At 61.2% G+C, this 13,532-nt stretch carries 19 protein-coding genes; 14 read left to right on the forward strand and 5 right to left on the reverse strand.

Annotated features, from left to right (window positions below):
• Positions 1-2: 2 nt before the first annotated feature.
• The 12 genes from ACR3XE_RS00630 to ACR3XE_RS00685 all read left to right on the forward strand — a co-directional run bounded on the left by ACR3XE_RS00630 (position 3) and on the right by ACR3XE_RS00685 (position 7,886).
• The gene (locus ACR3XE_RS00630; RefSeq protein WP_473699480.1) at positions 3-782 is read left to right on the forward strand and encodes a VOC family protein; all 780 of its coding nucleotides are present in this window, start codon (positions 3-5) and stop codon (positions 780-782) included.
• Positions 783-804: 22 nt separating this feature from the next.
• The gene (locus ACR3XE_RS00635; protein WP_473699479.1) at positions 805-1,287 is read left to right on the forward strand and encodes a VOC family protein; all 483 of its coding nucleotides are present in this window, start codon (positions 805-807) and stop codon (positions 1,285-1,287) included.
• Positions 1,287-1,940: a glutathione S-transferase family protein gene (locus ACR3XE_RS00640; protein ID WP_486186032.1), complete on the forward strand. Its 654-nt coding sequence runs from the start codon at positions 1,287-1,289 to the stop codon at positions 1,938-1,940. The genes ACR3XE_RS00635 and ACR3XE_RS00640 overlap by 1 nt, the downstream gene beginning before the upstream one ends.
• Before the next feature lie 23 nt (positions 1,941-1,963).
• Positions 1,964-2,434: an SRPBCC domain-containing protein gene (locus tag ACR3XE_RS00645; RefSeq protein WP_486185835.1), complete on the forward strand. Its 471-nt coding sequence runs from the start codon at positions 1,964-1,966 to the stop codon at positions 2,432-2,434.
• A gap of 89 nt (positions 2,435-2,523) precedes the next feature.
• Positions 2,524-3,306, forward strand: a complete 783-nt coding sequence (locus tag ACR3XE_RS00650) for an alpha/beta hydrolase (RefSeq protein ID WP_473699476.1) — start codon at positions 2,524-2,526, stop codon at positions 3,304-3,306.
• Between the two features lie 89 nt (positions 3,307-3,395).
• Positions 3,396-3,746, forward strand: coding sequence for a PGPGW domain-containing protein (locus ACR3XE_RS00655; protein ID WP_473699475.1), 351 nt, complete (start codon positions 3,396-3,398; stop codon positions 3,744-3,746).
• Between the two features lie 101 nt (positions 3,747-3,847).
• Positions 3,848-3,982, forward strand: coding sequence for a 50S ribosomal protein L34 (gene rpmH, locus ACR3XE_RS00660; RefSeq protein WP_473699474.1), 135 nt, complete (start codon positions 3,848-3,850; stop codon positions 3,980-3,982).
• A gap of 47 nt (positions 3,983-4,029) precedes the next feature.
• Entirely contained in the window at positions 4,030-4,377 is a 348-nt protein-coding gene (rnpA, locus tag ACR3XE_RS00665; RefSeq protein ID WP_473699473.1) for a ribonuclease P protein component, read from the forward strand.
• Positions 4,374-4,586: a membrane protein insertion efficiency factor YidD gene (yidD, locus tag ACR3XE_RS00670; RefSeq protein ID WP_473699472.1), complete on the forward strand. Its 213-nt coding sequence runs from the start codon at positions 4,374-4,376 to the stop codon at positions 4,584-4,586. Before rnpA ends, yidD begins: the two co-directional genes overlap by 4 nt.
• A 45-nt stretch (positions 4,587-4,631) precedes the next feature.
• Positions 4,632-6,413: a membrane protein insertase YidC gene (gene yidC / locus ACR3XE_RS00675; RefSeq protein WP_486185836.1), complete on the forward strand. Its 1,782-nt coding sequence runs from the start codon at positions 4,632-4,634 to the stop codon at positions 6,411-6,413.
• Positions 6,410-7,057 carry a ribosome biogenesis GTP-binding protein YihA/YsxC gene (yihA, locus tag ACR3XE_RS00680; protein ID WP_473699471.1) on the forward strand — a complete coding sequence of 216 codons (648 nt, stop codon included), beginning with the start codon at positions 6,410-6,412 and terminating at the stop codon, positions 7,055-7,057. Before yidC ends, yihA begins: the two co-directional genes overlap by 4 nt.
• Before the next feature lie 157 nt (positions 7,058-7,214).
• Positions 7,215-7,886 carry a glutathione S-transferase family protein gene (locus ACR3XE_RS00685; protein WP_473699470.1) on the forward strand — a complete coding sequence of 224 codons (672 nt, stop codon included), beginning with the start codon at positions 7,215-7,217 and terminating at the stop codon, positions 7,884-7,886.
• A gap of 44 nt (positions 7,887-7,930) precedes the next feature.
• On the opposite strand, the gene ACR3XE_RS00690 is transcribed toward ACR3XE_RS00685, so the two are convergent.
• Positions 7,931-8,446 (reverse strand): hypothetical protein, encoded by a 516-nt coding sequence (locus tag ACR3XE_RS00690; protein WP_473699469.1) that lies wholly within the window; start codon positions 8,444-8,446, stop codon positions 7,931-7,933.
• Positions 8,447-8,496: 50 nt separating this feature from the next.
• Positions 8,497-8,967 carry a cupin domain-containing protein gene (locus ACR3XE_RS00695; RefSeq protein ID WP_473699468.1) on the reverse strand — a complete coding sequence of 157 codons (471 nt, stop codon included), beginning with the start codon at positions 8,965-8,967 and terminating at the stop codon, positions 8,497-8,499.
• Between the two features lie 49 nt (positions 8,968-9,016).
• Between ACR3XE_RS00695 and dapE the strand changes: the two genes are divergently transcribed.
• Positions 9,017-10,150, forward strand: a complete 1,134-nt coding sequence (gene dapE / locus ACR3XE_RS00700; protein ID WP_486186033.1) for a succinyl-diaminopimelate desuccinylase — start codon at positions 9,017-9,019, stop codon at positions 10,148-10,150.
• Here dapE and ACR3XE_RS00705 read toward each other — a convergent pair.
• From ACR3XE_RS00705 to ACR3XE_RS00715, 3 genes are read right to left on the reverse strand one after another with little or no spacing between them, the layout of a single operon-like run.
• Entirely contained in the window at positions 10,147-10,734 is a 588-nt protein-coding gene (locus ACR3XE_RS00705) for a Smr/MutS family protein (protein WP_473699467.1), read from the reverse strand. The genes dapE and ACR3XE_RS00705 overlap by 4 nt on opposite strands.
• A 7-nt stretch (positions 10,735-10,741) precedes the next feature.
• Positions 10,742-12,061, reverse strand: a complete 1,320-nt coding sequence (gene mltA, locus ACR3XE_RS00710) for a murein transglycosylase A (RefSeq protein ID WP_473699466.1) — start codon at positions 12,059-12,061, stop codon at positions 10,742-10,744.
• Between the two features lie 5 nt (positions 12,062-12,066).
• Positions 12,067-12,735 carry a Tim44/TimA family putative adaptor protein gene (locus ACR3XE_RS00715; protein ID WP_486185837.1) on the reverse strand — a complete coding sequence of 223 codons (669 nt, stop codon included), beginning with the start codon at positions 12,733-12,735 and terminating at the stop codon, positions 12,067-12,069.
• Between the two features lie 249 nt (positions 12,736-12,984).
• Between ACR3XE_RS00715 and secB the strand changes: the two genes are divergently transcribed.
• Positions 12,985-13,509: a protein-export chaperone SecB gene (secB, locus tag ACR3XE_RS00720; RefSeq protein ID WP_473699465.1), complete on the forward strand. Its 525-nt coding sequence runs from the start codon at positions 12,985-12,987 to the stop codon at positions 13,507-13,509.
• The last annotated feature ends 23 nt before the right edge of the window (positions 13,510-13,532 follow it).

Consider the following 13,532-nt stretch of genomic DNA (forward strand, 5'->3'; position numbering starts at 1 on the left):
CAATGGCCAACCCCCATGGAAGTTTCATCTGGTACGAATTGCTGACCAGCGACGCCGATGCCGCGCAGGCATTTTATGGTAAGGTCGTCGGCTGGTCCTTTAGCGACAGCGGCCAGCCGGGCATGGATTACCGCATCATCAATGCCGACAGCGAGGGCGTGGGCGGGATGATGCCGATTAGCGCCGACATGGCGACTGCCGGCGCGCGGCCAATCTGGCTCGGCTATATCGGTGTCGATGATGTCGACGAAAGCGTTGCGGCCATCGTCAAAGCAGGCGGCGCCGAACAGATGCCCGCAAGTGACATCCCAGGCGTGGGGCGGATCGCGATGGTCACCGACGCCCAAGGTGCGCCCTTTTATGTGATGCGCGGCGCGTCCGACCAAGACAGCACAGCCTTTGCCGCCACCGAGCCCAAGGACGGGCATTGGGCGTGGAATGAGCTGGCAACGTCAGACCCAGACTCTGCTATCGCCTTTTACACCGGCCTGTTCGGATGGAGGCAGGAAGGCGACATGGACATGGGTCCGATAGGCAAATATCGCTTTTTCCATCATGGTCCGGGCATGATTGGCGCGGTCATGCCCAAACCGCCCGAAATTCCGGTATCCTTATGGTCCTACTACGCCCGGGTCCCCGACATCGACGTCGCCATCGCAACGGTCAAGGCCGAAGGCGGACAGGTCTTGCGCGGTCCCGACGAGATCCCCGGCGGCGAGTTTTCGGTCAATGCGATGGACCCGCAAGGCGCCGCCTTCGCGCTCGTCGGCCCGCGCAAATAGCAAGCCGAAAAGGAGAAGGCTGATGACCGCCGCGACGCTTTGCCTTTGGTATGACGGCACCGCCGAGGAGGCCGCGACCTTCTATGCCGCCACCTTCCCCGACAGCGCGGTCGGCACGGTCCAGCGCGCACCAGGCGATTTCCCTTCGGGCAAAAAGGGTGATGTGCTGACCGTGGAATTCACCGTGCTAGGCCATGCCTGCCTCGGCCTCAACGGTGGGCCAGCCTTTCCGCATAGCGAGGCCTTTTCCTTTCAGGTCCACACCGACACCCAAGAGGAAACAGATCGCTACTGGGACGCCATAGTCGGCCATGGCGGCGAAGAAAGCGCGTGCGGTTGGTGCAAGGATAAATGGGGTCTGTCGTGGCAGATCACACCGCGCGCACTCACCGAAGCGATGGCCGATCCCGATCCGGCCGTCCGTAAACGCGCCTTTGATGCCATGATGACCATGCGCAAAATCGACATCGCCGCCATCGAAGCGGCACGGCGGGGGGACATATGATGTTGCTCTATGGCCACCCCTTTTCCTCCTACACGTGGAAGGCAAAGATCGCGTTCTATGAAAAACGGCTCGCTTTCGAAGACCGCATTCTTGATCCCGACCATCCCGACAATGGCGAGCAGCTGCATGCTCATTGGCCCATCGGCAAATTTCCACTGCTGATCGATGGCGAAAAGGCCGTGTTCGAATCAACGAGCATTATCGAATATTTGAATCTGCACTATCCGCAAGAGCCGCGCCTGATTTCGGCGGATCCAGATGCGGCGCTGGCGGTGCGCCACTGGGACCGGATATTCGACAATCATGTTATGACGCCAGTGCAGGCTGTGGTGGTCGACGCAATTCGGGGTCCCGACGGCCATGTCGCAGCCATTGTCGAGCAAGCCAAAGCCGCACTTGAGACCATCTATGGCTGGCTCAATACGGAATTGGAAGGACGCGAGTGGGCCGCACCGACGGGTTTCTCGCTAGCCGATTGCGCCGCCGCTCCGTCGCTTTTCTATGCCGACTGGGTGCACCGCATAGCGCCAGACCATGCCACTCTGCGCGCCTATCGCGCTCGATTATTGGCACGGCCATCGGTTGCCCGCTGCATCGAAGAAGCCCGCCCCTATCGCGCCCTGTTCCCGCTGGGCGCACCCGACCGCGATTGAATAGCATCAATAGGAAAAAAGCTATGACGACCCCCTCCCCAGACCCTCGCGAGTTGAAGGTCAGTATCCACATCGCTGCACCGCCCGCCAAAGTGTGGGAGGTGATGACGACACGGATCACCGAATGGTGGTGTCCCAAACCATGGACGACCGAAATTGTCGCTCAGGATTGGCGTACCGGCGGGCGCTGCGCGATGACGATGCACGGCCCCGACGGCGAATCGCATCCCAGCGATGGTATTTTCCTGGAGGTCACGCCCGGCGTTCGCTTTGTCTCGACCGATGCAGTGATGCGCGGCGGTGATGGTTCGCTCCTACCCAGCACAGCGTTCATGATCGGCGGCTGGGAGATTGCGGCCGAGGATGATGGCACCCGCTACACTGGCTGGGCGCGCCACTGGACGGACGAAGCCCGCGAACAGCATGAGCAAATGGGCTTTAATGACGGTTGGGCGGCAGTTGCCGAGCAACTGAAAGCCTTGTGCGAAAGCTGACCGCCTTGCGATGTCCCATATTGCGGTTAACGCCGCGCTGACGCTGCCTCTTTGCGATTTGAAAGGCGCGCGCGCGTCAGGGCGGGGGCATGGTGCAGCCTTTTGCTCTCCTCCGCTCGCTATGTGTCGCGTTGATCGCGGCAACGCTGGCGTTCGCGCCCGCGCGCGCCGAGCAGCCTGTCGTCACCAGCATCACCGTCACGACGACGGTCAGCTGGGTCGAGGATGACGGCGGTGACGTTACCGATTTCGATAATGAGGCCTTGCTCGACGACGCAACATTGGCAGAAGAGGACACGGACCTCGCGGCAACTCGCCGCTATGCGCCGAGTGCGTCGCTGGCGACGCTGGGCAGGGCCAAGGCGCGATTCGGGCCTTTTGCGGTGATCGATGACCAGACGGTTCGAATGGCGGGCGATGTCGACGGGTCAACCCCGCGCGCCTTTGCCGCGATGCTTGCCGCCTATCCGCATCTTCACCGGATCGAGATGGTCGATTGCCCCGGCAGCCTCGACGAAGAGGCGAATCTGATTCTTGCGCGCGCGATTCGCCGTGCGGGCATGGAAACCGTGGTGCCGCAGGGCGGATCGGTCCGCTCGGGTGCGGTCGAGCTGTTCCTCGCTGGGGTCAAACGCAGCGCCGCCTCCGACGCCGAATTCGGGGTCCACAGCTGGCAGGATGAAAATGGCTATGAAGCCAATGATTATCCCGCAAACGACCCCGTCCATACCGAATATCTGAGCTATTATCAGGAGATGGGCCTCGACCCCGCAAAGGCGCAGGCCTTTTACGCGCTGACCAACAGCACCCCCTTTGATGATGTTCGCTATCTCAGCCGCGATGATATGGCGCGATTCGTGACACTCAACTAATCGCTTTCATCGGCGCGCGACCGCAAAGTTTGACCCATCAAGCTGCCTTATGCTTGCGACACGCCTCATCTGTCCCCACATGAGGGGCTATGGCAAAACCCGGCCTATACCAACGCCTTCGTCAATCCGCACATATGCGGACGGCGCTGTTTGCGCTGGGGGTGCTTCTGATGATTCTCGCGCCGATTGTCGGACCCTTGCCTGGCCCCGGTTTTATCATTCTTTTCCCCGCAGGAATGGCGCTTTGCCTACAGAACAGCAAATGGGCCAAACGCCGCTATGCGCGGCTCAAGCGTCGTTACCCGCGCTATGCCGACTGGACCGATCGAATTATGCGGCGCAACAGTGCGGCGCGGCGGCGCGAGCGCGAGGCGCTGGCGTCCACGACCAACAATCCCACGGGCAAAAATCCGGCGGATCGGAGCCCCGATGATGATTGACTTTGGCCCGCGCCTCGCTTATTCGCGCCCCAATTGGTGGTCGCCGACGATTGGCGGCCCTTTTTCGTTGTCACGATTAAAGAGAATTTGGGGATACCGCGATGAAGCGTACCTTTCAACCGAGCCGCCTGGTGCGCAAGCGTCGTCACGGCTTCCGCGCCCGCAAGGCAACCGTTGGCGGCCGCAAGGTTCTGGCCAACCGCCGTGCGCGTGGCCGCCAGAAGCTGTCAGCCTGACGCCCCTGCGCGTGCCGGTGCCAGCAATGGCCCAGCCGCCGCGCATTTTGACGAAAAGAAGCGACTTTCTGGCTGCGAATCGCGGCCTGCGTTTTCCCATGCCCGGCTTTGTCCTGCTCGTCCGCCCGCGTGGTGATGACGATGACATGCTGCGAATCGGCTATACGGTCAGCAAGAAGGTCGGCAACGCCGTCGCCCGCAACCGCATGAAACGACGCCTGCGCGCCCTGGTCCGCGCCGCGCTGCCCGATTCGGGAATCGCCGGCGCCGACCATGTCCTCATCGGGCGCGTGGGCGGCAATGACATTGTCTTTGCCGACCTGGCCCAACAGCTGGATACAGCGCTGGCAAAGGCGCAGCGCAAGGTCGCCCAAAAGGCTGCGGCAACGCCATGATAGCGAAACTGATGATATGGGTCGCGCGCGCTTGGCAATGGGGTCCATCGCGCATCCTGCCCCCCAGCTGCCGCTATTCACCCTCGTGCAGTGCTTATGCGATTACAGCGGTCCAGCGATATGGCGCGATCAAGGGTGGCTGGATGGCGACAAAGCGGCTATTGCGCTGCCACCCATGGGGTGGGCATGGCCATGATCCGGTGCCTTAGCCACGATATATCCCCAAAATTTGACGTGAAGAGAGACATAATAGCGTGGACGACAAGCGTAACCTGATCGCCGCAATTTTGCTGTCGGTGGCCATATTGCTCAGCTGGAATTTCCTGTCGGAGCGATATTTTCCTACACCTGATAAGCCCGACGTGACGAAGAGTGTTGCCGGGGCGAGCGACTCCGCGACCAATGCTCCGGCACCCAACGCGACCGGCGATACCAGCCTGCCGCCGCCCACTGCTGCCAGCAATGACGCTGCGCCTGCCGTGCCCGCCATCAAAGCACAGTCGACCCAAAGCGTCGCCGCCGTGCTGGCCGAGGGCAACCGGGTCACGATCGACACGCCCAAAGTCGAAGGGTCGATCAACCTGATCGGCGCGCGAATCGACGATATCACGCTGACCCAATATCGCCAGACCATCGCCAAGGATTCGCCGCCCGTGCGCCTGTTCGCGCCCGGCGGCACCAAGTCGGCCTATTTCGCCGCTGTTGGCTGGACCGGCCGCGACATTGCGGTTCCCGACACCAAAACACTCTGGACCGCCAGTGGCCCGGCCCTGACCCCAAAAACGCCGGTCGCGCTGACCTGGACCAACCCGACCGGCCAGACCTTTCGCATCGATTACAGCATCGACGAACATTATATGATCACCGCCAAGCAATCGGTGAGCAATGGCGGCGAGGCGCCGGTCCAGATTGGCACCTATGCCTATATCAACCGCCTCGGCGCGCCGACCGACCCGCATGAAAAGAGCAGTTGGACCAACCATAATGGCCCGATGGGCGTGTTCGACGGCAAAGCCAATTATGACTGGGACTATGACGATGTCGCCAAGGCGCCCGGTCAGTTGGTGAAACTCGCCAATGCGCGCTGGCTCGGCTTTACCGACAAATATTGGCTCGCCGCGATCATTCCCGAAGGCAAGGCCAAGGCCAGTGCCGAAATCAAGCATGGTGACGGCGACCTATACCAGACCAATTTCACCCGCGACGCGACGATTGTCGCAGCGGGCGGAACCGCCACCGAAGTCAGCCAGATTTTTGCCGGTGCAAAAGAAACCAATTTGCTCGCCGAATATCAGGACAAGTTCCAGATTACCCATTTCAGCAAGGCGATTGATTGGGGCTGGTTTGAATTTTTCGAAAAGCCGATATTCCGCCTGCTCGACTGGCTGTTCCGGCAGATCGGCAACTTCGGCCTCGCGATCATGGTGCTAACACTCATCATTCGCGGTGCGATGTTCCCGATTGCGCAAAAACAGTTTCACTCGATGGCGCAAATGCGCGTGATGCAGCCCAAAATGAAGGCGCTGCAGGAAAAGCATAAGGACGACAAACCACGACAGCAGCAGGAATTGATGAAGCTCTATAAGGATGAGAAGATCAATCCGCTGATGGGCTGCCTGCCTATGGTGCTGCAGATCCCCATCTTTTACGCGCTCTACAAGGTGCTGATGCTGACCATCGAAATGCGGCATCAGCCGTTTGTGCTGTGGATCAAGGATTTGTCCGCGCCCGATCCTTTGCATGTGCTCAACCTGTTTGGCCTGCTCGATTTCACTCCGCCCGCATTTCTGGGCATCGGGGTGCTGGCGATGCTGTTGGGTGTCACCATGTTCCTGCAATTCCGGCTGAACCCCGCGCCGACCGATCCGGTACAGAAACAGGTGTTCTCGATCATGCCGTGGATGATGATGTTCATCATGGCGCCGTTCGCCGCCGGTCTGCTTGTTTACTGGATTACCAGCAACATCCTGACCATTGCCCAGCAGCGGTGGCTGTACAGCAAATATCCGGCGCTGAAGAACGCGACGGCGAAGTGACGGACGACAGCGCAGATACTGAGCGTGCAAAGCGCGCCCGCAAACTGTTCTCCGGGCCGATTTCTTTCCTGAAGTCGGCCCCGGCACTCGAACATCTGCCGGTGCCGACGGTGCCCGAAATCGCTTTTGCGGGGCGCTCGAACGTCGGCAAATCCTCGCTGCTCAACGCGCTGACCAACCGGAATGGGTTAGCGCGAACCTCGGTGACGCCGGGGCGAACGCAGGAGCTCAACTATTTTGAGGTTGGCGAGCCGCTGCTGTTCCGGCTGGTCGACATGCCCGGCTACGGCTTTGCCAAAGCGCCCAAGGATGTGGTCAAAAAATGGCGCTTTCTGATCAATGACTATCTGCGCGGACGGCAGGTTCTGAAACGCACATTGGTGCTGATCGACAGCCGCCACGGCATCAAAGACGTCGACCGCGATGTGCTGGCCATGCTCGATACCGCTGCGGTGAGCTATCACATGGTGTTGACCAAGGGCGACAAGATCAAGGCCAGCGCGCTGGAGGCTGTCCATGCCGAAACCATCGCCGAAGCCCGCAAACATCCCGCCGCCCATCCCGAGGTGATCGTAACATCGTCCGAAAAGGGAATGGGGATTGCCGAATTGCGGACGGCCGTGCTGGAAGCCGTTGAGATTTGACCATGGCGCTCCCCTCCCGCAAGCGGGAGGGGCAATGAGACTTGCGAACTATGTTCGCTAGTCGCAGTGGGGTGGGCTATTCTGCGTCAGACGCTCGCTCCGCTTGCGCCCACCCCTAACCCCTCCCGCAAGCGGGAGGGGAACAGAAGGACCGACCATGAAACTCTTCATCGGCAACAAGGCCTACTCAAGCTGGAGCCTGCGCGGCTGGCTCGCCGCCAAGCATAGCGGACTGCCATTCGAAGAGATCACTGTTCCTCTGTATGACGAAGCCTGGACGCAGCGGCGCGAAGGGGACGAATTTGCGCCGTCGGGCGGCAAGGTGCCGATCCTGTGGGACGGCGACGATATTGTTGTGTGGGACAGCCTTGCGATCATCGACTATCTCGACGAGAAAACAGGCGGCGAGCGTGCCTATTGGCCCGACAACCTGCCCGCGCGCGCCATGGCGCGGTCAATGGCCGCCGAAATGCACTCCAGCTATGCCGCTCTGCGTCGTGGACACAGCATGAACATCCGCCGCATCTTCCCCGCTGCCGACCTCGCGCCCGAGGTGCAGGCCGATGTCACGCGCATCGTCCAGCTGTGGGCCGAAGCCCGCGCGCGCTTTGGCGGCGAAGGTGACTTTTTGTTCGGCAATTGGTCCGCCGTCGACATGATGTTCGCGCCGGTGGTCACCCGCTTCATCACTTACTCCATCCCGCTCCCGCGCTTTGCCCTGCCCTATTGTCAGGCGGTGATCAGCCACCCCTGTATGCAGGAATGGATCGGCGGCGCGCAGGCCGAGGATTGGGTGATCGAGAAATTCGAGAGCGCGGTGCAACAATAAAATTATGGCCACATAATGTGACGGGCAAAGACGGTCGCGGTCGTTTAAAGGCCGCGATTGCAGTTCAGCCATTCTGCACCATTCCACCGAGCAGACCGGCCACCGATAGACGCACAGCTATATTCATTATCGTCGGTCTGCACCAAACCGATTAGAATTTTGCCAAATAGCAGTTGATCTCTTGCCGCCGACTCGATGATGTCGAGAAGGGCATGTGCATATTCAGCGCCTTGCATGGTAAGAATATGGAATCCCTCAAAAGCCAGAGCAATGCGCCCGTTTTGCCCGAGCGGAAATTTCCGAAAGCCGTCGACAAGGGCGCTTAAATCACCATTCCACGGCTCATATCCGAATTGGTCTTGCCAACGCAGGGTGTCGGAGACTTGCTCATGAAAACTAGCCAAGCCGTTTCGGCAATTGATTCTAGCAACTTCATATCCAATTTTCTCGAGCGACTCACACGCCTCTGCAAATATAGCCAGACGCCAAAACAGGGTCACAGCACCATCTCGGACAAGCGTCCAATCGGCGCGCGCAAAGTCGGCATCAGTTTGAAACATTGCACCCGTCTCCCGTTTGAAAGTCTGCTCTAATAAACGGTATCGGTCGCCTAGGGAATCCGCGTCGCCGGATAGGGTGTGCCGTCCTTGTGCGTATAGCCGTCAGGCGTGAACAGCATGTCGATGTCCGAATAGCCGCCGCCGGTGTCATATTTCTTGCCGCCGCCCAGCGCCACGAACACGCAATCGCTGTTGCTTTCGTTGATCAGATGGTGGCCGTTGGTGTTGCCCTTGGGCCAAACGGCCATGTCGCCCGCGCGCATGATCGTGCGGCCATCATCATCCTCAACCAGCACCGCTTCGCCCGCTATCATCACCAGCATTTCATCCTCGCCATCATGCCAGTGTCGCTGTGACGACCAGGCACCGGGTTTAAGCGTCACATGGCTTGCCGCAAAATCGCTGATTCCGGTGGGCGGAGCAAGACGGCGGTACCAGCGCCCCTGGACCGGTTGATTGAACGGCGGAGGATAGCCGGTGGTATTGACCTGTGGAATGGCGTCCAGATCGACTTTGGGCATGGCAATTTCCCTTGTTGGCAAAATGACACCGCGCTTCTACGCCAGCGACATGACCACGACAATTGATCCCGTCGCGCTGACACAATCGCTCATCGCCGCGCCTAGCATTACCCCCGCAACCGGCGCAGTGTTCGATGTGCTGGAGGCGGCGCTGGTGCCGCTGGGTTTCCGCGTCGAGCGCTTTATCGACGGGGTCGAACCCGACGGGCCAGTCGAAAATCTGCTCGCCGTGCGCGAGGGAACCGGACCACGCCACTTTGGCTTTGCCGGTCATCTGGACGTTGTTCCGGCAGGCGTCGGCTGGGCCAGCGATGCCTTTGATCCGCAGATTCGCGGCGACCTCCTCTATGGGCGCGGCGCGGTCGACATGAAGGGGGCGATTGCCGCCTTTGTCGCGGCGGTCGCCGAAACGCCCGTAGATGCCGGAACAATCAGTCTGATCATCACCGGCGACGAAGAAGGCCCCGCCATTTTCGGGACCCGCGCCCTGATGGGACATATGGAAGGACGCGGCCTTGCGCCCGACATGATCCTCGTCGGCGAACCAACCTCGGTCAACGCGCTCGGTGATATGGTCAAGATTGGGCGGCGCGGGTCGGTCAATATCTGGATCGACGTGCCGGGAACGCAGGGCCATGTCGCCTATCCGCAACTCGCCGACAATCCGATCCCCAAGCTGGTGCGGATTTTGGCGGCGATCGAAGCAGTGACGCTTGATGAGGGGACCGACTGGTTCCAGCCGTCGAATATGGAATTCACCGACATAGAAGTTGGCAATGGCGCCACCAATGTCATCCCCGCCTCGGCGCGTGCGCGCATGTCGATCCGTTTCAATGATCAGCATCGCGGGGCTGATCTGATCGCGATGATCGAACGGATTGCGCATGAGGTCGAACCCGAGGCCAAGGTGTTGGGTAAAATATCGGGCGAGGCCTTCCTCACCCCACCGGGAGAATTGTCGACACTTGTCGCCGATGCGATTCGCGCCGAAACGGGGATCGAGGCCGCCATGTCGACGACTGGCGGCACGTCTGATGCCCGCTTCCTTCATTTGCTGTGCCCTGTGGTCGAATTCGGCCTGACCAATGCGACGATGCACAAGCTGGACGAAGCGGTGGCGGTAGCCGACTTGCACCGGCTGAGTGCGATTTACCGCCGGATTCTGACGGCAGCCTTTGCCTAATCCTCGCGCGATCGCCGCAAAATGACATAGACCGCGCCCGCGCCGCCGTGGCTGACATGCGCGGGACGCAGAGCGACGATCTGATCGGAATAGGGCGAGGCAACGAGCCAGTCGGGAAGCGAGGCGCGGATGGCGCCGCGTGGACGCGGCAAGCCCTGCATTTGCGGCAGACGGTCGGCACCGGGGCGCAAGCGCCCGGCCACCACCAGCAACACCCGCGCCCCGCGCATCAGCGCCCGACCAATCGCCTCGTCCAGCAAAGCCTCGGCAGACGCGAGGCTGTGCCCATGTAGATCGATGCTGAGATCGGGGCGCACCAATCCCTTGCGCAACCGCCGGTCCCAATGTCCGTCGAGGGTAGCAGCCTGATGAAAGGTGCGGCGCGGCTTTGGCGGCGAAGCGGGTGTGCCGCGTTTGATCGGATGCTGCGCTGTCGCGGTAGGGAGCGGTAGCGCTTTGGGCCGCTTCACCGTCGGCGGGGCCTTCGGCTCCAACGGCGGCACCGGCGCGGGGAGCGGTCGCACGCTCGCCGCCACTTTATTCCAGAGCGCCTGTTCCTTGGGATCGAGCCGTCGCCCCGCCATCACCGCCTCAGCGCGGCGGAATGAGCCGCGCGATACTGGTGCGCGGAAGCAGGATGAGCGCGGACCCTTTCGCCGCCATACCGCCGGCAATCGCGCGCGCGCTCTCGCCCGCGCCCCAGAAGCTGTCAAAACGGTTGGCACCCTTGATCGCGCCGCCAGTATCCTGCGCGATCCACAGTCCATTGGGTTCGGCGCGGTCGAGCGACAGGAAAACGGGCGCACCGAGGGGAACAAATTTGGGGTCGGCGGCAACGCTGGCACGTTCGGTCACCGGAACGCCCAGCGCGCCGAGCGGACCGGGGCCGGTAATTTCGCGGAAAAAGACCCAGCTGGGATTCTCATTCATTACCGCCGCGCCGCGCACCGGATCAGCGTGCAAATAGGCGAGGATACCCTGCATAGAGGCCTGCCCGGGGGCGAGGTCTCCGCGGTCGAGCAACAGCTTGCCTATGCCGACATAATCGCGGCCATTCTGGCTGTCATATCCGATCCGCATCACCCCACCGTCGGGCAGGCGGAGGCGTCCAGAGCCCTGAATTTGCAGAAAGAAAAACTCGGCAGCATCGGCAGCCCAGGCAATCTCCAACCCGCGTCCGGCCAGCGCTCCGCGCTCTATGGTCGCGCGGTCATAATAGGGGACAAAGGCTTTGCCATCGACCCGCCCGCGAATCTTCTTGCCCTTCATATCATCCGAAAACAGGCCGAGATCGACATCGACAAGGTCGGCGGGGCGGCGATAGATGGGGATGTCATAGCCCGGCCGCTTCTCGCGCGAACCGGCGATTTCGGGTTCATAATAGCCCGTGACAAAAGCACTGCCCGCACCGATCTGGACCGTCCCGAAATAGCGGGCAAAGAAAGCCGGAGCATCGCTGGACGACCAGCTGGCAGCGGCGCGGCAGGGTTCGGCCCAATCGCTATTTTGCGTCAGCCCGCTGCTGTCGGCGCGGCGCTGCACCGAGGGGCAGCTGAGACGAAAAGCGGATAGCGCGGTCGCCGCCTTGCTGGCGGACAGGCCCAAGCTAGACACCTCCGGTCCGGCAACAACCCCGCTTTGCGCTGCTGTCGTCGCATTGGCGTCGGCGGGCGCGGCGGCCAGCGATGGATTGGGAACCGCCGGTATCGGCTGAGCGGCCGCCGCATTGGGGCGGCTTACCGGGCGTGAGGCTGTGGGACGCGTGCTGCTGGTGGCAGGAGGCGGCGGGGCGCTGCTGACTGGTCCACCGGCATCCGGAATGATCGAGGAACAGGCCGACAAAGCGGGAAGTAACGCCATCATCGCCAGCGCGGCAAGACCCGGCGCTGGACGGCGTAAAATGCGGGCCATGGCGATCAGTTCGCTTCGGTTTCGTCGAGCAGCCAATTGGGATCATTGCTGCCGATGGTGCGGCTGAACGTCCACAGATCATTGATTTCCGACGCATCGCTCAGTGAGCCAGCGATCATCTTATCCTCGGCATCGCGTGTGATCGCCACAATGTCGGCGCGATAACGCACCGTCACACGGGCCAGATTTCCCGACAGTTCTGCGCGCGCGATTCGTGACGATTCGATGCGCACGAGACGATTTTCCAACTTCTCTCCGCGTTCTTCGCGCGCCTTGATGGCGGCGTCAAAGGCTTGATAGCTGTCGTCATCACTCAAATCGCGCAGCGCGTCGCGGTCGCCGACCCAGAACGCCTCCAATATCATGCGATAAGCGGCTTCTGCGCCCTCCATGAAGCGACCGGCGTCAAAGCTGCGGTCGGCGGAAAGCAGCTCGCGGACGCCCGCTTCGGCTTCGGGTTCATAGACCAGGCCAGTGACCGGAAGCACGCCATCGCGCGGGGCGGCCATGCCGTTGGCGTCGTCCGTGCGTGTAGGCAACGCAGTCGGACGGTCGTCGGCGCGCGGCAGCACCGGTTCCTGTTCGTGGCCGGTACGCTTTCCGAGCACAGAATAGAGGCGCAGGCCCAGAAAGGCTGCGATCATTGCAAGCAGGACGATGGAAAGGGCAGTCACAAGGGCATTCCAATGCAAAGCGGGAGAGGAGGTGTTACACCACACATAGGCTATCAGTGGACATGTTTCAAATGCCAACCCATCCATACCGCTCGCGATGTAAAGACCAGTGTCGGAACCAGAGCTGGCCCATTGTGCTGGCGCACCGCCACTGCTAAGCGCCCCCGCGAACCTTTGTTCGCCCGCCTGGACCATCCGACGGTCGGCCAAATTTCAATCTCGATAAACCCATGATGAAAGCTTGATCCCATGGCTGATGACACCAGCGCCGATTTCAACCCCGCCCCACAGCCCAATGGCGAAGACACGAGCCCGGCGATCGGCCTGATCTCGCAATATGTGAAAGATCTGTCGTTCGAGAATCCGAACGCTCCGGCGGTCTATCAATGGCAGTCGGCCCCGCAGGTCGATGTCCAGTTCAACATTGGCGCGCAGTCGGTCGGCGATGATCTGCACGAAGTCGTGCTGAAAATCGATGTCAAATCCTCTTCCACAGAGGGCGCAGGCTTTATCGTGGACCTCAGCTATGCGGGTCTGTTCGGCGTCCGCAATGTCCCCGAAGACCAGCTTCAGCCCTTCTTTTTGGCTGAAGCGCCGCGCATTCTGTTCCCCTTTGCCCGCCGCGTCATCGCCGATGCCGTGCGCGACGGCGGTTTTCAGCCGCTGCTTTTGGAACCCATCGATTTCCACGGCCTGTTCCTGCAACAGCAGCAACAGGCGCAGGGCGAAGGCGGCGAGCTTCCGGGTGAAGCAGCGCCGGTCGGCGAAGCCTAACCGCGACGTCGGGCTAGCCCTAG

The sequence above is a fragment of the Sphingopyxis sp. 10G20-10 genome (assembly GCF_057365075.1).